13 protein-coding genes and 1 tRNA gene are annotated in these 18,008 nt (G+C 58.8%); 4 read left to right on the forward strand and 10 right to left on the reverse strand.

The genetic code is table 11. The features are described 5' to 3' along the window. Positions 1-7: 7 nt before the first annotated feature. The 3 genes from C8D82_RS09150 to xseA form a co-directional block, all read right to left on the reverse strand. Positions 8-790: a prepilin-type N-terminal cleavage/methylation domain-containing protein gene (locus C8D82_RS09150; RefSeq protein WP_408068571.1), complete on the reverse strand. Its 783-nt coding sequence runs from the start codon at positions 788-790 to the stop codon at positions 8-10. Positions 791-823: 33 nt separating this feature from the next. Next, complete coding sequence (locus C8D82_RS09155) at positions 824-1,921, reverse strand: substrate-binding domain-containing protein (protein WP_116883979.1); 1,098 nt, start codon at positions 1,919-1,921, stop codon at positions 824-826. A 164-nt stretch (positions 1,922-2,085) separates the two neighbouring features. Further along, positions 2,086-3,276, reverse strand: coding sequence for an exodeoxyribonuclease VII large subunit (xseA, locus tag C8D82_RS09160; RefSeq protein WP_165832965.1), 1,191 nt, complete (start codon positions 3,274-3,276; stop codon positions 2,086-2,088). A gap of 212 nt (positions 3,277-3,488) precedes the next feature. On the opposite strand from xseA, the gene gatB reads away from it, so the two are divergent. The 4 genes from gatB to C8D82_RS09180 all read left to right on the forward strand — a co-directional run bounded on the left by gatB (position 3,489) and on the right by C8D82_RS09180 (position 6,918). After that, positions 3,489-4,928, forward strand: coding sequence for an Asp-tRNA(Asn)/Glu-tRNA(Gln) amidotransferase subunit GatB (gene gatB, locus C8D82_RS09165; protein ID WP_116883981.1), 1,440 nt, complete (start codon positions 3,489-3,491; stop codon positions 4,926-4,928). A gap of 1 nt (position 4,929) precedes the next feature. Next, positions 4,930-5,544, forward strand: coding sequence for a DNA repair protein RecO (gene recO, locus C8D82_RS09170; RefSeq protein ID WP_116883982.1), 615 nt, complete (start codon positions 4,930-4,932; stop codon positions 5,542-5,544). Between the two features lie 70 nt (positions 5,545-5,614). Continuing rightward, positions 5,615-5,689: transfer RNA gene (locus C8D82_RS09175), tRNA-Met, on the forward strand. A 323-nt stretch (positions 5,690-6,012) separates the two neighbouring features. After that, positions 6,013-6,918: a DUF4886 domain-containing protein gene (locus C8D82_RS09180; protein ID WP_116883983.1), complete on the forward strand. Its 906-nt coding sequence runs from the start codon at positions 6,013-6,015 to the stop codon at positions 6,916-6,918. A gap of 209 nt (positions 6,919-7,127) precedes the next feature. On the opposite strand, the gene C8D82_RS09185 is transcribed toward C8D82_RS09180, so the two are convergent. The 7 genes from C8D82_RS09185 to C8D82_RS09215 all read right to left on the reverse strand — a co-directional run bounded on the left by C8D82_RS09185 (position 7,128) and on the right by C8D82_RS09215 (position 18,006). Then, positions 7,128-9,023 carry a hypothetical protein gene (locus tag C8D82_RS09185; RefSeq protein ID WP_116883984.1) on the reverse strand — a complete coding sequence of 632 codons (1,896 nt, stop codon included), beginning with the start codon at positions 9,021-9,023 and terminating at the stop codon, positions 7,128-7,130. Next, a complete protein-coding gene (locus C8D82_RS09190; protein WP_116883985.1) occupies positions 9,020-9,736 on the reverse strand; it encodes a hypothetical protein in 717 nt (238 codons plus the stop codon). The genes C8D82_RS09185 and C8D82_RS09190 overlap by 4 nt, the downstream gene beginning before the upstream one ends. Positions 9,737-9,760: 24 nt before the next feature. After that, entirely contained in the window at positions 9,761-11,113 is a 1,353-nt protein-coding gene (locus tag C8D82_RS09195) for an ArnT family glycosyltransferase (RefSeq protein WP_116883986.1), read from the reverse strand. 21 nt (positions 11,114-11,134) lie between these two features. Next, the gene (locus tag C8D82_RS09200; protein ID WP_116883987.1) at positions 11,135-12,331 is read right to left on the reverse strand and encodes a nucleoside-diphosphate kinase; all 1,197 of its coding nucleotides are present in this window, start codon (positions 12,329-12,331) and stop codon (positions 11,135-11,137) included. 129 nt (positions 12,332-12,460) lie between these two features. Next, positions 12,461-13,873, reverse strand: a complete 1,413-nt coding sequence (locus C8D82_RS09205) for a PP2C family protein-serine/threonine phosphatase (protein ID WP_116883988.1) — start codon at positions 13,871-13,873, stop codon at positions 12,461-12,463. A 71-nt stretch (positions 13,874-13,944) separates the two neighbouring features. Further along, on the reverse strand, positions 13,945-17,154 hold the full coding sequence (gene carB, locus C8D82_RS09210; RefSeq protein WP_116883989.1) for a carbamoyl-phosphate synthase large subunit: 3,210 nt from the start codon (positions 17,152-17,154) through the stop codon (positions 13,945-13,947). Between the two features lie 141 nt (positions 17,155-17,295). Beyond that, complete coding sequence (locus tag C8D82_RS09215; RefSeq protein WP_116883990.1) at positions 17,296-18,006, reverse strand: type III pantothenate kinase; 711 nt, start codon at positions 18,004-18,006, stop codon at positions 17,296-17,298. Positions 18,007-18,008: the final 2 nt, after the last annotated feature.

Genomic DNA, 18,008 nt, shown 5'->3' on the forward strand with positions numbered 1-18,008 from the left:
GCGACTCTCACTTTACGACCAGGTCGATTTCCTGATATCCATCGTTGAATGCCCGGACGGTTTCCACGTTTCCGGTCTGAAGAAATCCCTGAAAGATATTTGTTTTCCAGTCCGTCGGGTTCACTGCGGCGGCGTGGCCGTCCCAGAAGGATGCCTGAACGCGGTTCGCATGCCGGAAATGGGCTTTCGTCGCAGTTGTTCCCGATACGCCGAGGTTCGCCTGAAGGTTCTGTACGAATTTCCCTTTGGAGGCGCTGTATCCGATGCCGTCGAAAGTGAACATCCCCTTACCCGGCTGCCTGCTTTTCTTCAGCGCGAGAAAAAATCTCCAGTCGGCCCCCTCCTTCCGTCCCCGCAGGGGAGTGAAAAAGGCCGAGGTCCAGTACCATTGCATAACCCCGTCCGCCGTATTCATATAGCTGCTGTAACTGCTCTGGTTATGGTTCTCCCTCTCCTCCCCGGGACAGGCGATCACGCTGAAGGGCAGATAGTTGTTCTTGATCCACAGCGCGGTCCATACCGGAGTCTCGGTCATGCTCATATCCACGAACATGACCATTCCGTCATAATCGTTGGCATAAGTGTTCAATGCGATGGAACATTGGCGGTGATTGGAAAGGCATTGCGCCGCGCGCCCCTTCTCCCGGGCGCGTGTCAACGCCGGCAGCAACAAGGCAGCCAGAATTGCTATTATCGCAATTACGATAAGTAATTCAATCAATGTAAATCTATGTTTTCTCCGGGAAAGTGGCAGGGCATTGTTCATTATCACGGCAAGAAATTCGGTCATAGTGAAGTATTTTGGTTTCATATTCCTGTGTCCTTATGCTTTAAGACGCGCAGTTGATTTTCTGATCACCAGCTCGGGAGTAAAAAAACGGTTGAGAGTCATCCCGGAATTGCGGGCGCTGAAGAGATAGGCGATTGCCGCCCGGATCATTGCTTCGGCGTCGCCGCTGCATGTCGTCAGCGGAACCGGATAAAATTCGGAACAGCTCAGATTGTCGAATCCTATCACAGAGATATCTTCCGGAATCCGCTTCCCCGCAATCAGCAAACGTTCCTGTATCCCCAATGCCGTATCGTCGTTGTGGGCGATCACGGCGGTAAAGGGAACTTTACGCTCAAGCAGAATTTCCGTTCCCTCAAAACCGGTGAAACGGAAATTGCTGTCATAGTAGACCATCAACTCCGGCAGCAGAGAAAGCCCCCTTTCTTTCAACGCCTTGCGCATACCGTCCATCCGGGCCGGGTCATTGCTGTTCCCGATGAATGCGATCCGGGTATGCCCAAGTTCCAGCAGATGTCGGGTGATTTTGTAATACCCGGCGGCGATATCTTCGGTCAGATAGGGCACCCCGTTTCCCATCGGGCTACGGAGGCAGATGATTTTTTTACCGCTGCGCACGACAATTTCCAGCAATTCGCTGATATAGCTGGAAAACCAATCGACGATGACGCCGTCACAATCCTTCAGCGCTTCTTCAAACCGCGCGATATCGATGTTCTCATGGTCAACCATCATCACCACGCTGTTCAAGTGACTGCTGTTCAACATAAAGAGAAGTTTATTGAATGTCTCGTTCTGGAACGGCTGCGAATAGTAATCGCATAGTACCAGAATGCGGCTGTTTTTGGTGACCTCCGGCACCGGGTAAACCAATGTTCCCAACCCCTGTACCGGCTGAAGCACCTTCTGGGCGGTCAGCTCTTTGACTGCCCGGCGCAAGGTATTGCGCGAAACCCCGTATCGAGCCATCAGTTCCTTCTCAGTCGGCAATATCTGCAGATTCTCGCTTTCAATATATTCCAACAGTTGTACTTTCAGCCGATTGTACAGCGGCTCCCGAACCGTCCTGATATTTACCGCTTCCATACCGGATCTATGCCCTTTAATCATAAGATACCATAAAGATTCCATTAAAGATACTATAATTATACCAAACAATAACCCATTTGTCAATAGGCAATATGAATTATTTCCGAAAAAAATCTTTATGCTCAGGCGCAACTCAAAGGCGGAAAGCGTCCGCCGGAAGATTGCGCACTCTATGCCGGCGCCCCGGACTTTCGACAACAGGAAGGTTATTGGACTTCGACGGTCATTTCCCCGTCGGCGAGGCGGGCCTGCAGCCGGGTGCCGGCGGCGACTTTGGAAGTTGTGACCGGCTTGCCGGCGGCGGGATCGAAAAGGATCGCGTAACCGCGCTCCAACTGACGGCTCGGGTTCAACGTGGTCAATGTCCCGGCGAGCTGGTCAAGTCTGGCGCGATTGGCCAGCAGCCACCGTTCGGCAGAGCCCTGGAGACGGTTTTCCAACTCATCGAGCTGCTGGCGGCGCATCCGCGCCAGATGGGCCGGTTCTTTGAAGACGAAGCTGCCCGCCGCCCGGTCGAGGCGGCTTTTCAGCCGGGTCAGGGCGAGGTTCAAGGTATTGTGCAGGTCCTTTTCGAAGCGGTTGAGGCGGTCGCTCATCTCCTGCCGTCTGCCGATCACCAGCTCGGCGGCGGCGGAGGGGGTCGGAACCCGCAGATCCGCCGCGAAGTCACAGATCGTGAAGTCGATTTCATGGCCGACCGCGCTGATCACCGGCACTGAACAGGCCGCCACCGCGCGGGCGACGACCTCCTCGTTGAAGGGCCACAGGTCTTCCATGCTGCCGCCGCCGCGGGTTACCACGACCACGTCGGCGCCGCGGGTGCGGCTGAAGAAATCGACGCCGCGCGCGACCTGTTCGGCGGCGCCGGCTCCCTGCACCGCGCACGGATAGATGCGGACGTTCACATTCGGGAAGCGGCGGTTGATGATCTGCAGAAAATCGCGGATCGCGGCTCCCGACGGACTGGTCACCACCCCGATCCGGCGCGGCAGCACCGGGATCGGGCGTTTGCGCCCGGGATCGAACAGCCCTTCGGCGGCCAGTTTATTCTTAACCGCCTCAAACCGCTGCTGAAGGTCGCCGATTCCGGCGAGCCGGAGCTGACGGGCGCTGAACTGGTATTCGCCGCGCACCTCGTAGACGGTCAGGTTGCCGAATGCCTCGATCAGTGTGCCGTTGGCGACGCCGAGCTTGGTGCAGGCTGCGGCTCCGCCGAAAAAGACGCCGCGCATCTGGCTTCTGGTATCCTTGATGGTGAAATAGACATGGCCCGAGCGGTGAATCACAAGGGAACCGACTTCGCCGCGAAGCCAGAAGGGCAGCAGACTGCCTTCGACGATTTCGCGGACGGCGCGGTTGACGTCGGAGACGCTCCAGATTTGTTCCGTATTTTCCATAAAAACCAAATAAACAATCATGTAAAGGCCGCAACCGTACCACCGGAGCGGGGCAACCGTTTTCAACTATAGCACGGCTCCCGCGCCAAATCCAGTGTACCGCTCCGGAAAATCACCGAAAAACCACCTGCCCGGATTGACAAACCCGCCACATTCCAGTAAATTATAACCGAATGATGTTGTTCAACCCTTAATACGAAATTCTCTGTGCAATGAAATACGAAGCGGTCATCGGTCTCGAAGTGCACGTCCAGGTCCGGACGGCAAGTAAAATGTTCTGTTCCTGCCCCAACCGGTACGGAGCCGAACCCAATACGCTGGTCTGCCCGGTCTGCCTCGGCTATCCCGGCACATTGCCGGTGCCGAACCACGAGGCGATCCTGAAAGCGGTCCGCGCCGGGCTGCTCACCGAATGCACCATCGCGAAATTCAGCAAATTCGACCGCAAGAGCTATTTCTACCCGGACCTCGCCAAGAACTACCAGATCAGCCAGTACGACCTGCCTTTCTGCACCGCCGGGCGGCTGCACCTCTCCGGCAAGGGCTTTTCGAGTGCGGAACTTCCCGACAAATACATCGGGATCACCCGCATCCACCTCGAAGAGGACCCCGCCAAACTCACCCACGCCGGCGGCGTCTCGGGTGCGGACTACAACCGCTCCGGCGTGCCGCTGCTGGAGGTGGTCAGCGAACCGGATATGCGCAGCGCCGACGAAGCCTACGCCTATCTGACCAAGCTCAAGGAGATCATGCAGTACGGCGGCATCAGCGACTGCGACATGGAAAAGGGCCAGATGCGCTGCGATGTGAACATTTCGCTGCGCCCGTTCGGGCAGAAGGAGTTCGGCACCAAGATCGAGCTCAAGAACCTGAACAGCTTCCGCGCCGCCCACCGCGCCGTGGAATACGAGATGTGGCGGCAGGCCGATATCCTCGACAAAGGCGGTTCGATGAAACAGGAGACCCGCGGCTGGAACGACGACGCAGGCGAAAGCTACCTGATGCGCACCAAGGAAGAGGCGCACGACTACCGCTATTTCCCGGACCCGGACCTGATGCCGGTCACCTTCACCGACGAGGAGATCGACGCGATCCGCAAGACGCTGCCGGAACTGCCCGGCGCGATGCGCGCCCGGTTCGTCACGGAATGCGGCCTGACCGAATACGACGCTGAAGTGCTGACCGCCGACCGTTCGGTGGCGGCGTGGTTCGACCAGGCGGCGAAGCTGTCGAAGTCTCCGAAACTGGTCGCCAACTGGATCATTTCCGAGCTGCTGCGCCTGCTCGGCGAGGAGAAAGTTGCGATCGATGAGTGTAAAATCACTCCGGCGACGCTCGCCGAACTGGTCGACCTGATCGAAAACAAGACCATCAACGGCAAGATCGGCAAGGAGGTTTTCGCCGAAATGTTCGCGACCGGCAAAGCTCCGGCGGCGATCGTGAAAGAAAAAGGTCTGGTGCAGGTCAGCGATTCCGGCGCGATCGCACAGGTGGTCACCGATGCGATCAACGCGAATCCGGCGCAGGTGGAACAGTACAAGGCAGGCAACGCCAAAGTGCTGCAATTCCTGGTCGGCCAGGTGATGAAACTCAGCAAAGGCAAGGCCAACCCGCAATTGGTGATCGCCGAACTCAAGAAACAACTGGATTGATATGGTTTCGACACAGCTCATCGTTCTCTCCAAACAGCCTTACAAGGAAAACGCGCTGCTGCTGGGCGGCCTGAGTCCTGACTACGGGCGGGTCAGCCTGGTCGCCAACGGCGCCCAGAAACTTTCCGCGAAGGACTTTCCGGCGGCGGACCTGTTCCGGGAGCTGGAGGTGGAGTTCGATGATTCGGGCAATTCCGATCTGCACACCGCGAAGAAACTGGAGCTGATCTTCAACTTCGACCGGATCGCGCTGAAGCCGCAGCATTTCAAGCTGGCGGGGCGAATCGGCGGCTTTCTGCTGAAGAACGCGGTGCCGGGCGTGCCGCAGCCGTTCACCTACGACGCGCTCCGCTCGATACTGACCCAGCTTTGTCTTGACGACGACGTTCAGGGGCGCTGGACGATGGAACAGTGTTCGGTGGTGCTGAAGATCACCTATCTGTACGAAAACGGCCTGCTTCCCGAAGCCGCTTCGCCGGAACAGAGCGACTTTCTCGAACAGCTCGTCGCCGCCGGAATCGAAGACTCCCCGCTGCCCGAGTGCCGTCCCGATTACTGGAAAACATTGAACGGCTGGCTTTCCAGTTTGCTCGACTATCACAAGCTGGCCCGATAAAACCGGATTTTTTCAAGAAATCCGCTTGACTTTTTGTTCCTTTATGATATATTCATAAAATACAAAACATTGCGGGGTGGAGCAGTGGTAGCTCGTCAGGCTCATAACCTGAAGGCCAATGGTTCGATTCCATTCCCCGCTACCATTTTTCAGTTTCAGCCGGTCAGAAGTGATCGGCTTTTTCATTTGTGTCCAGTAGATTACGCCAAAAGTTCCCGCCACCGGGTTGATCGCCGCATTGTTTTCCATTTCTATACCGGACACCGTTTCACAATCAAGTTGGATAAACATCACGATATACAAAAATGGTCGTGGTACTGAAGATAGCCCCATCGGACAGGTTTGTATCGAGGAATTTTATCGGCCAGTATCCATATTACAGTAAAGAAGCGCGCTGAAAATTTGAATTATCATTGAAATAATGGTATTGTAAATACTATCCCAACTCAATTTCAGGAGAAAAATTGAATGTTTCGTAAAATCGGTTTTCTGATGGCGGCTCTGCTGACCGGACTGGTGGTCTCGGCGGCGGACGAGTTGAAAATTCTGACAGTCGGCAACAGCTTTGCGGACAGTGCATTCCGTTACCTGCCCAAGGTGGCGGAATCCGCCGGCTGTAAGATCCTGATGGATCGCGCCAACCTCGGAGGCTGTCCGCTGGACCGCCACTGGAAGCTCGTGGAAGCCAACGAGAAAAATCCGGCGGACAAAGCCTATCACGGCAAGAAGTACAGCCTGAAGGATATGCTGCAGAAGGAGAAATGGGATATCGTGACCGTTCAGCAGGCGAGCCATCTGAGCTGGAAACCGGAATCCTATGAACCCTATCTCACCAACCTGATCGACTATATCCGCAAATATGCCCCGACCGCTGAAATCGTGATTCAGCAGACCTGGGCCTACCGGTTCGACGACAACCGTTACAAGGGCTGGAAGATCGGCCAGCAGGAGATGTACGACAAGCTGACCCAGGCCTACCGGAAAGCGGCGGAAGCGCACAAGCTGCGTGTGATTCCGACCGGCTATGCGGTTCAGCTCGGCCGGGAAAAGCAGCCGGTCAAGTATCAGCCCTATGATCCGGCATCCCTCAAAGGCCTGAAATATCCCGATGCGCTTCCGTCGGAAGCCGGGTCGTGGGTGACCGGCCTGAGCTGGTGGAAGCGGAAGGACGGCTGGAAACTCCATAAGGATCCGGCCCATCTGAACCGCCGCGGCGATTATCTGCAGGCCTGCGTCTGGTTCGCGCTGCTCTACAACCGGCCGACTTCGGAAATCAAGTTCGTGCCGAAAGAGGTAACTCCGGAAGACGCGAAGTTCATCCGCGAACTTGCACAGGAAGCGGTCGACACCTACAAACAGGTGGAAACCAAGTAATCCCGCTGTTGTGAACAGACAGGCAGCCGATTCGCCGGAACCGGCTGCCTGTTTCATTTCCGGCTTTGCCTCCGGCGGCCGGGAGCGCTTCGCCCGTCGGAGACATTTGTGCGCTGCTGCGCCCCCAAGGTCTGCCGACCGACAGGGCGGAGAGACCCGCCTGCCTTCAAAACGGCAGGCTTCCTAGGCAAATAGCCTCCGATCGCCCATTACAACTCCAAAACATTCTGCCTTTCCGGAAACAACACAGTAAAGGAGAACCGCCCTTTCTTACGTGTTCCCTGATCGTCTTTCCCGTTGATATCACGGGAATAAACCCGGCAGCCATCGATCCAGCGACGTTTCCCAGCCGAGTCCTCCACCGGAATTTTTCCTTTTAAGTAGAGCAGCGGCAGGCCGTTCTTCACATCAAGCGGCACCTCCGGCAGAAACTCCGGGACCAACTGTTTCAGCTCTTCCGGCAATTTTCCGTATTTCCGCCGGTAACGCTCCACTGCGACTCCGGCAGCCACGGATTGCTCGTAGTCGATCATCTCCATACCCTTTTTCAACCACTTTCCATAGGAGGTGGAAAGAATCATCCGCGCCGCTGAAAATACCTTCGGAATACCGGCATAGATCGCCTGAAACCTCTCCTGCCGCTCTTTCGCACCCAAACCCGGTTCATCCAGCGTTTGAATCATGTTCCCCATATATTTTAACATGGCCTGCCGCTCCCAGTCATTCCAAGCGCGGATAAATCGTTTCACAAGCCTTGAATCCTTGTCCAGTTCCTTTTCGGAAAAACCATGCTTTGATGGAACAGGGCGCCATAATCCTCCGTTTTTGCAATAAATATCCACATAATCAATGAAAATAACGATATCCTCTTCAAATACCCGCCGGTGGATACCGGGCCAACGCCCAGCCCAGTCGGCACACTCCTGCTGCAGCACGGCCAGCTCGGCATCCGTCAGCGCCGGAGAGGTAACCGCCTGTTCCAGACCATTCAGGCGCAGGCATTCCACCGTGATCGCCAGCAAGCCCCGGATCAATCCATAGCCGCCGACAAGTGAATCCCGGATACGTCCGATGCGGCGATTGCCGTCCTCAATCGCCTCCCGATCTTTTTCCAATGCCCCGAGAATCATCCGGTTATTATAGAAACGCGCCCAATTGCGCAACCGGATCGGAGCCACAACCTGCATATGCAACAGAATCCTGGCAGGCTTCTCCTGAAAATGTGGAATCTCTCCAGCCGTAAAACGATCCAGCAACGCAATCTGCGCCGCCTGTTCATGCCGGAACTTACGGGCCAGTTCATAGACTTCCGCCCCCGCCGCCCAGTCGGAACGCAAAATCGGCTTGACTTCTCCGAGCGCCTGCGGGCCTTCCAGCAAAGACGCCAGAGGTTCCTGATCGGTCGGCATTCCCGACCGCTCCTTTTCCCAGAGGGATTGCGCCGAAAGCTCTTTGCCGGCGATTTCATTCAACTTCCGCCGGGCCGCGTTTAACCGGTGTGCCGCATACGCCTCAACTCCGAAACTGCCTGCCCAGATCAACAGCGCCAGCAAGTAAGGAGACCAACAGAAATAACCGATACGTCGCCCGTCCGGCAGCAGCAGAAGCGTAACAATCAACAAAAGCAGGTCCCAATCATAATCGACAACCCAGGGCGACAACCCGATAACAAGGCCGGATATATCCAGAATACCAACCACATCAATGACCGCATAAGCACCTGACAATGCAACCGCCCGCCAGTTCCGCCGGGCAACCGCCAGCGGGATCAACGCAATCTCCGGAAACACTGCGGCAGGGATGCTCCACAAAACCACAACCCGGAGACGCAATTCCGGCAGCCATTCCCGGCAATACCGGAAACAGCAGACACCGAACAGCACAAGACGGTAAACAAGGATGAGCAGACCGACCGAAGCCACAACAGTCGTCCCGAATGATTCCTCTTGTCCCCCCGCAGCCCGGGCCACGCCATCCAGTACATATATCAGCAGTTGACCAAAAGCGGCAATGCACAAAAACAGCCCGGCGCCGAAGATCGCGCCGGAACGGGGATGCTCCAGCCACAGCAACCGGGAAAGGAGACGGCGGAGCTTTTCTTTCAACAATTTTCCTCGTCCTCGTCATCGTCCGGCACGGCAAGCCGGTTTTCGAGAATGCCGACCATTTTCTTCAGCGCGCCGACCGCCTGTTCGCGGTGTTCCGGGGACTGGAAAAGTTCGCCGATCCGGTCCGGGTCCAGCGAATCGAAAAACTCCGCCTGCCGGACGATCGCATCAATGCTGTTGCGGATCGTGCCGTAGGAGAGCTTCGGGATCTTCGGCGACGGCGGCAGAATCTGGTCCACCACCTGCTTGATGTTGCTCTTGCTGGCGGGAAGTTCCCTGGATTTCAACTCCTCCAGAACCCGGATTTTATCCTCGGTGTCGAGCTTGCGCAACGCGCAGGCGCTCTCCACCGAATCCGGCAGGTCAAAGGGAGGCAGACCGTCGTCGGCTTCCGGCTCCGGAGCCTCGGCGGGACGGGCGGCGCGCAGTTTTTCGCGGCGTTCGGCGACACGTTCCGCCAGCTCCATGCGGATATCGGCAGCCAGCATCAGGCTGCCCGCATAGGAGCGGCGCAGATGCCACTTCTTATCCAGATACTCGGTGAAGCTCGCATAAGCGCCGTACCACAGCCGCTTGTCGCGCACTTCGGCCAGCGCGACGCCGACCTCCCAGAAGGTTTTCAGCCCCGAATCGATCGTCGCTTCGCAAATCTCCAGCCGTTCCGCCTCTTCCGGAGACAGCTTGCCGCCGGAATGCCTCTGCATTTCCATCTTTCACACACCCATTTTTACGGATTATCGTTCTTTCCGCCGTCTTTTCACCCAATCCCAGCCCTGAATCAGCCCGAAAGCGGCCATCAAAGTCAGAATCGGCAGCGCCGGAAGCTGGTAACGCGGAGCAGTGATCGGCCCCGGCAGAAAGAAATAGTATTCCGCAAACGCCAGAAACACGAAAATCGCGTACCACTTGCTCTTCCACCGCCAGAACCAGCTCGCCAGCAGGCCGAAAGCAGCCAGATACAGAATCCCCGTCACCGCCAGCAGCGGTGCCAGCAGCCACAGCAAATAGAGTTTTCCGTCGAAATAAAACCGGACCGCCGCCCAAACTCCCTGCGCCTGAAGCACGTTCATCGTCCCCCGGTCGGAAGTGGTCGCGCCGAGAATTTCCAGAAAGGTCGGAGCATCGGGCAACAGGATGCGCCATTGCAGATGCTGCGGAAACCACGCGAAAGGATGCGCCAGAATCAGCTCTTTGAACCGCTTCAGGCGGTAATCGACCCGGCTTTTTTCATCCGGGTAACGCTCCTTGTCCGCGAACTCCCGGTCCAGTTCGGCCAGAATCTTCTGTTTTTCCGCTTCATAGTCGGTGCCGTTGACCTTGGCGAGCAGCATCGCGCCGTTCTGGTGGTACATCGCGCCGGTGTTGGTGTCGATGCAGAAGCCCGCGCCGCGCGCCGCGTTGTGCGCCATGCGCGGGAACAGGATCGCGCCGAACACCGCCAGTGAAACCGCCCCCAGCGCCAGCTTGCGCCGCCACGGCAGTTCCGGCAGCACCGCCAGCAGAAAAAGCGCCGGCCAGATCCACGCCGAATTGATCGGCCGGATCAGCGCCCCCAGCGCCGCGACTGCGATCATCACCGGGAAACTCCACCTCTCGCGCCGCTTCCAGAAACGCACGAAAAAATAGAACTGCCACGCCGCGAAGAATGCCGCCAACGTATCCGACAGGAACATCGGCGCCTGTGCCGTCATGGTCAGATTCAGGCCGAGCAAAGCGGCTGCGATCACTCCGGCGGTGGAGGACCCCGCCGCGCGCCCGGCCAGCCAGACCGGAATCAGCGTCGCGGTATTGACCAATACCAGCAGCACCGCCAGAGCGCCGTAAGCCTCCACGCCGAAGCAGCGGAACACCAATGCGGCAAAGAGCGGGAAGCCCGGCGCCCGCCCGGCGGAAAGCGGCGTTCCTCCCGCAGCCAATGCCCGCGCCGGCTCCAGATAGCCGGGCGTATCCGGGCGGGAAAAACGCGCCGCAGGGTCTTCCAGAATCCCCGGCAGCGCCACACCGAGCCGCACCGCGAAAGCTGCCGCCAGCAAAAGCAGCAGCCACCGGTTACGGCTGCAGAAAAGCTTCCATTGAGAAAATATCATTCCCACCCTTTCCGGAGGGGATTACGCCTCTTCCTGCGCTTCCGCCAGGAACTCGTAAATACGCGAAGCCAGTGAATTCTGGTGAATGCGGATGATCTTCATCTCGCGCTCCACACTCTCCGGCGCATCCGAAGCATGGGCGGTGTTGACCATCACATTGCTGCCGAAATCACGGCGCACGGTGCCGCCGGGAGCCTTCGACGGATCGGTCGGTCCGAGCACCGAACGGATCTTGCTGATCGCATTCGGCCCTTCGTAGATCAGCACCAGGCACTTCGCCTGGCTGTTCTGCTGCTGGCGCTCGAATTCGTTGCAATCCTCCGGGCGCCGGCCGGACATGAATTCGATCAGCTGCGAGAACTGATCGTCCGCATAGGGAACACCGACCGATTCAGTCAGCTTTTCCTGCGCTTTTTCATCCAGCTTCACATGGAAGTGCTCTTCAAACAGCTCCTTCGCCTGCTCGCCGATCTTCGGAGCCAGCTTGCTGTGCAGCGCCCCCTGCACCGGTCCGTAGAATTCCAGCGCGTCGTTCACGCTCATGCGGTGCACCTTGCAGCCGACGATCCGCAGCCCGGTGCGGCTCAGCATGTCGATGATATTGCCGGGACGGCTCGACGGATGGCGCCAGTTGTCCGGCTTGATGATCACAAGGGTGCGTTCGTCGTCCGGGCTGCTGCCCAGCGAGTTGTCGATCAGGTTCGGCGACGACGACGCGAAATCGGCGAACATCTTGAGTTTCACCATCGCTTCATAAATGTTCGGCGGAGTCAGCACCGCCGGCTCGAAATAACGGACCACGCTCGGATTGTCCTTATCCTCCACCAGGTCGGCGTAGGTGTCGCGAAGCGTTTCGCCCGCCGACAGGCAGCGCGGCGAATACGGAGACAGCCGCCCGGTGATCTCGGTCAGTTTGCGGCAGGCGTCCTCGCCGCGGAACAGCAGCATCAGCGCCCGCTCCTTGCGGCCGTCCTCCCGCGGCGGAAAATTCGCCAGCACATAATCGGAAAGCAGCTTGCCGGTTTCGGAAGAGATATGGCTGGCCGCGTCTTCCAGACTCTGCGCGTATTTTTCGGCCATTTCACGGGTGAAAGCGAGCATCTGCGCGCCAACGAATTCGAGATCTGTCCGCGACATCAGACGCGCGATGATGCCGCCGGTTCTGGATTTGAGGAGGCTGTACGGGGTGATGATGATGTACGATACTTCGGTTGCCATGTTGTTCTCCCTGATGAGAATCGCTTATCCTGTTCCTTTTCCGACTGATATATTTAGTAAATATATCACAAAAAGACGGTTTCGGCAAATCTGAGAATGGGGGGAACTTCGTTGCAGACGGATTTTTTCTTAAATTTTTCCGGTATGGCGGATCAGCACAATGGTCTGGTCGTCGTTCTGCTCTTCTTCAAAGTCGGCGACTACGTTCAGAATCCGGTCCATGATCACCTGCGGCGTCCCCCCCTGCTCGCAGGAACGGCGGAATACTTCGGTCAACCGTTCGATCCCGAATTCTTCCGCATTTTTATCCAGCGCCTCCGACAACCCGTCCGAGAACATCATCAGCGTGGTGCCCGGCTCAAACGCCAGGCAGATCGTATCGAAGGTCGCGAAGTCATCCGGCAGGATCCCGAGCGCGGTCCCGTCCGGCGACACGATCCGGATATGGTCGTGCACATAAGTCACAAGGTCGGTGTGTCCGGCGCGGCCGAACTCGATCAGGGAGTTGCTCCGGTCCAGCAGGCAGCAGCCCAGAGTGATGAAGCGGTCGGCGTCCGTGTCGCGGTGCAGTTTGTTGTTGACCTGCTTCAGGAAATCCGACAGCGTGGTGAAGTTGTCCGCCAGACTGCGGGCGAAGCTCCGGGTCATCGCGGTCAGCATGCAGGCCGGGATTCCCTTGCCGCACGCATCGCCGATGATGATCAGCAGCCGGTTGTTGTCGATCTCCACGAAATCGTAGAAATCCCCGTTGACCTCCTTGGCCGAACGGGTGTACGCATCGATCGAAAACTGATCCCACGCCGGAAACGCCGAGGGCAGCAGCGACATCTGCAGATGGCGCGCGAATTCCAACTCCTGGTCGATCCGCTCGCGGCGGCTGATCTCGCTGTAGACCTGCACCAGATTCTGCACCATCAGCACCTGGCCGGAAAGCAGCCGGAGCCGCTCGAATTGCGCCTCGGAGAAACTGCTGCCGGGGCGCCGACGGTTGGTGGCCGCGCAGACCACGCCGACCAGCATGCCGTCCCGCAGCAGCGGAATCGCCATCACACTGCCGAGTGTGGAATATTCCGGATATTCGACGAAACGGGTGTCCGCCGACGCGTCCGGCACCAGTTCGGCCTGCCGGTTCACCACGATCCCGCCCAAAAATCCCTGCCCGGGAGCGATCCGCTCCCGCCGCAGAGCCTCGAACAGATGGTGATGCTTGGAAAAAAGCACCTTGTTGGTACTGTGCACCAGAGGATAAGTGCCGCACACTCCGATGGCCCGGAGTTCGTCGCCCGCCATCTCGTAGATCGCGACGGCTTCGGCGTCGGTCTGCTCCGCCACATGGCGGGCCGCCGCATGCATTGCACCCGCGACACCCTCCTCCGACTGCAGGCCAGTCGAGAACCGGTTCAGGAAGCTGCCGATTTCACGCCGCCGTTCGTTGGCATGATCCAGCAGCCGCGCCAGCTCGGCGGAACGGCGCCAGAAATGCACCGCCGTAATCGCCACCGGCAGCAGCAGAATCACCAGAACGACTATGATCCAAGCCATTTTTTTCCCTGTTTCCAGATCCGTCCCGGCGCTCTTTCCCCCTCCGCCGGGACAGACTCATTTAAGCCGTTTTACTTTCCGGCCTGGTACTCCTGCAGCGACTTCACGACCGGTTCGCCGTGAAGCGCTTCCTTGATGCCCGCCGCGGTGGCTTTCGCCGCCGCAATGGTGGTCATGTACGGGATCTTGTACTGGATCGCCATCATCCGGATGCAGCTGTCGTCGATCTTGCCGAGACGGCCGATGGGAGTGTTGATGATCAGTTCGACCTGACGGTTCTTGATCAGGTCGGCCACGTTCGGACGGCCCTCGTTGAGCTTCTTCACCGTGGTGTGCGGGATGCGGTTCGCTTCAAGGAACGCCGCGGTCCCTTCGGTAGCAACCAGCTTGAAGCCGAGCTCATGCAGCGTCTGCACGATCGGCAGCAGGTACTTGCGCTCGCGCTCCGACACGGAGACCAGCACCGTGCCCTTGAGCGGCAGCCGAGAACCGGCCGCCTGCTGCGACTTGAAGTAGGCCATGCCGAATGTGGCCGCCAGCCCCATCACTTCGCCGGTGGCGCGCATCTCCGGCCCGAGCAGCGGGTCGACCTCCGGGAACATATTGAACGGGAACACCGCCTCTTTCACGCCGAAGTAGGTCTGCGGATGCGGCTTGAGAATATCTTTGTACTCCGCCAGCTTATGGCCGAGCATCAGGTAGGTCGCGATGCGGGCCAGCGGCATGCCGGTCACCTTGCTGACGATCGGCACGGTACGCGAAGCGCGCGGATTGGCCTCGATGATCCAGACCTGATCCTCGCAGACCGCGAACTGCACGTTCAGGATACCCTTGACGCGGAAGTCCTTCGCGATCGCCGCCGCCTGCTCCTCGATCGCCCTGATATGCTTTTCGGGCAGCGTGACCGGCGGAATCGAACAGGCGGAGTCGCCCGAATGGATGCCGGCCAGTTCGATATGCTCCATCACCGACGCGACGAAGGTGTCTTCGCCGTCGGAAATCGCATCGACTTCGCACTCGATCGCGTTGTCGAGGAAACGGTCGATCAGCATCGGGTATTCCGGGCTGACCTGAATCGCCTCGATCGCATAGCGCACGAGCATCTCCTCGTCGTAGAGCACCGCCATGCCGCGGCCGCCCAGCACGAACGACGGGCGCACCATCACCGGATAGCCGATTTCGCGGCCGAGCTGGACCGCCTCATCCAGCGAACGGGCGGTGCCGCTCTGCGGCTGTTTGATGCCGAGCGCGATCATGCGCTCACGGAAGTATTCGCGGTCCTCGGCCAGCCGGATGCCCTCCGGCTGGGTGCCGATGATCTTCACGCCGGCATCTTTCAGCTCCTGCGCGATGTTCAGCGGAGTCTGGCCGCCGAACTGCACGATCACGCCCTCGGGCTTCTCCTTGGCGTAGATCGCCAGCACATCCTCGGTAGTCAGCGGTTCGAAGTAGAGCTTGTCGCTGGTGTCGTAGTCGGTGGAAACGGTTTCCGGGTTGCAGTTGATCAGCACCGATTCATAGCCGGCGTCGCGCAGCGCGAACGCGGCGTGCACACAGGTGTAGTCGAATTCGATCCCCTGCCCGATCCGGTTCGGGCCGCCGCCGAGGATCATGATCTTGCGGTTGCCGCTGACCGCAACTTCATCCGGCACGCCGGAGTAAGTCGAGTAGTAGTAATCTTCGTTATTGGCCACGCCCGAAACCGGCACGCGGCAGAAGGTCGCGACGCAGCCCAGGTCGGTACGGCACTCGCGCACCTCTTTTTCGGAAACGTTGTAGAGCTTCGCCAGATACTTGTCGGCAAAGCCGAACTTCTTGGCCTGCACGAGCATCTCATCCGGCAGCGCCATCCAGGTATAGGCCGCCAGCTTCACTTCGAAATCGGCCAGCTCCTTCATCTCCTTCAGGAAAAATTCGGTGATGCCGGTCAGCTTGCGCGCCTCCTCGACGGAAAGCCCCTTCTTGAACGCCTCATACAGATGGAAAAAGCGCAGACTGGAGGGATTCGCGGCCAGCGGCTTGAGTTCCTCAAGCGACAGCTTTTCGATCTTCTTGTCGAGGCCGAGGCCGCTCTTGCCGATCTCCAGCGAACGGATCGCCTTCTGGAACGCCTCCTTGAAATCCCGGCCGATGCTCATCACCTCGCCGACCGCCTTCATCTGGGTCCCCAGATGATCCTTGGCCTGCGGGAACTTCTCAAACGCCCAGCGGGCGAACTTCACGACGACATAGTCGCCGGAGGGGGTGTACTTGTCGAGGGAACCGTCGCGCCAGTAGGGCATCTCGTCGAGAGTGATCCCGGCGGCAAGCTGCGTCGAAACGCTTGCAATCGGGAAGCCGGTCGCCTTGGAAGCGAGCGCGCTGGAACGCGAGGTGCGCGGATTGATCTCGATCACGATGATCCGGCCGTCCTCGCGGTTGTGCGCGAACTGCACGTTGGTGCCGCCGGTCACGCCGACCGCATCGACGATCCGGTACGCATAATCCTGAAGCTGCTTCTGCACCGACTCCGGCACGGTCAGCATCGGGGCGACGCAGAAGCTGTCGCCGGTGTGAACGCCCATCGGATCGACGTTTTCGATAAAACAGACGGTGATCTTGTTGCCCTTCGCATCGCGGACGACCTCCAGCTCCAGCTCTTCCCAGCCGAGCGCGCACTCTTCGACCAGCACCTGGCCGACCAGACTGGCCGCGAGGCCGCGGGCGACGACTTCACGCAGTTCTTCGACGTTGTAGACGATGCCGCCGCCGGTGCCGCCCATCGTGTAGGCCGGGCGCAGCACCACCGGATAACCCAGCTCCGACGCGATCTTCTCGGCCTCTTCGACCGAATAGCAGGGTTCGGATTTCGCCATCGGCACGCCGAGCCGGTTCATGGTTTCCTTGAAAATGATCCGGTCTTCGCCGCGTTTGATCGCTTCGAGGTCGACGCCGATCACCTGCACGCCGTATTTCTCCAGAATCTTGCCGTCGTGAAGTGAAATCGCGAGGTTCAGCGCGGTCTGGCCGCCGAGGTTCGGCAGCAACGCGTCGGGACGCTCTTTGGCGATGATCTTTTCGATGCTGTCGACAGTCAGGGGCTCAATGTAGGTATGGTCGGCCATGCCGGGATCGGTCATGATGGTCGCGGGATTCGAATTGGCCAGCACGACTTCATATCCGAGCGCACGCAGGGCCTTGCACGCCTGGGTGCCCGAGTAATCGAATTCGCACGCCTGACCGATGATGATCGGCCCCGAACCGATGATCAATATCTTCTTGACATCTTCCCGTTTCGACATAAAAAACGTACCTTACCTTTCCTGACTTGTCCAGTATATTAAGTAGCGCCAATTTCATCAAATTGACTGTGCACAAACCAGAATGTAATATACCGCAATCCCAGCTTCAATGCAACCGGAATTCCCACTTTTTACGGGATTTTATGCCTGCCTGTCGCGCCTCCGCTCCCATGCCAGCCGGATCCCGTGCAGTGTGAAATCGGACTCCACCGCCTTCAGCTCCGGCAACGCGGCGGCGAAGAAGCCGGCGTCGCCCCCCGCCGCGAGGCAGGAGACGATCCCGCAGGAGCGCAGCGAAGCCGCAACCAGCTCCCGCACCAGCCCGACCGCGCCGCGGTCCACACCGAACCGGATCGCCTCAACCGTGTTGCGCCCCGGTTCCTCCGGCAGCTCCTGCGAAAACGGAATTTCCGGCAGCTGTGCCGTCCCCTCGAACAGCGCCCGGCGCATCAGCCGCCGCCCGGGAGCGATCGCCCCCCCCAGAAAACGGCGCCGTTCGTCGACGATCTCAATGGTGATTGCGGTGCCGCAATCCACCACCAGCGCGGGCAGCGGATAAAACTCCGCCGCCGCAATCGCGTTGGCGACCCGGTCCGCTCCGAGCGTAGTCGGATCCACCCGGGAAAAGTCGATCAGCCCCCCGCAGTCATAGGCGGAAAGAAAATAGATACCGTGACCGGCCAGACGCGCCGAAGCCTTCGGCACCACCGAAGCGGCGGCGACCGGATACTCCTGCGGCAACCGTTCCCACGTCAATTCCGAGGTTGGAATCCGCGGCAGGAGCTCAAGATAGCCGTCATGCCAGATTGCCGGCTGGGCATGGGTGTTGCCGATATTCAGAAGAGTCAGCATGG

The sequence above is a fragment of the Victivallis vadensis genome (genome assembly GCF_003096415.1).
Taxonomy (GTDB): Bacteria; Verrucomicrobiota; Lentisphaeria; order Victivallales; family Victivallaceae; genus Victivallis; species Victivallis vadensis.

Bases quoted from the DNA above. Each gene is read 5' to 3' on its own strand.
- gatB (WP_116883981.1), top strand. From the start codon at position 3,489: ATGAAATACGAAGCGGTCATCGGTCTCGAAGTGCACGTCCAGGTCCGG.
- C8D82_RS09150 (WP_408068571.1), bottom strand. From the start codon at position 790: ATGACCGAATTTCTTGCCGTGATAATGAACAATGCCCTGCCACTTTCC.
- C8D82_RS09195 (WP_116883986.1), bottom strand. From the start codon at position 11,113: ATGATATTTTCTCAATGGAAGCTTTTCTGCAGCCGTAACCGGTGGCTG.
- C8D82_RS09200 (WP_116883987.1), bottom strand. From the start codon at position 12,331: ATGGCAACCGAAGTATCGTACATCATCATCACCCCGTACAGCCTCCTC.
- xseA (WP_165832965.1), bottom strand. From the start codon at position 3,276: ATGGAAAATACGGAACAAATCTGGAGCGTCTCCGACGTCAACCGCGCC.
- C8D82_RS09205 (WP_116883988.1), bottom strand. From the start codon at position 13,873: ATGGCTTGGATCATAGTCGTTCTGGTGATTCTGCTGCTGCCGGTGGCG.
- C8D82_RS09215 (WP_116883990.1), bottom strand. From the start codon at position 18,006: ATGCTGACTCTTCTGAATATCGGCAACACCCATGCCCAGCCGGCAATC.
- recO (WP_116883982.1), top strand. From the start codon at position 4,930: ATGGTTTCGACACAGCTCATCGTTCTCTCCAAACAGCCTTACAAGGAA.
- C8D82_RS09155 (WP_116883979.1), bottom strand. From the start codon at position 1,921: ATGGAATCTTTATGGTATCTTATGATTAAAGGGCATAGATCCGGTATG.
- C8D82_RS09180 (WP_116883983.1), top strand. From the start codon at position 6,013: ATGTTTCGTAAAATCGGTTTTCTGATGGCGGCTCTGCTGACCGGACTG.
- C8D82_RS09190 (WP_116883985.1), bottom strand. From the start codon at position 9,736: ATGGAAATGCAGAGGCATTCCGGCGGCAAGCTGTCTCCGGAAGAGGCG.
- carB (WP_116883989.1), bottom strand. From the start codon at position 17,154: ATGTCGAAACGGGAAGATGTCAAGAAGATATTGATCATCGGTTCGGGG.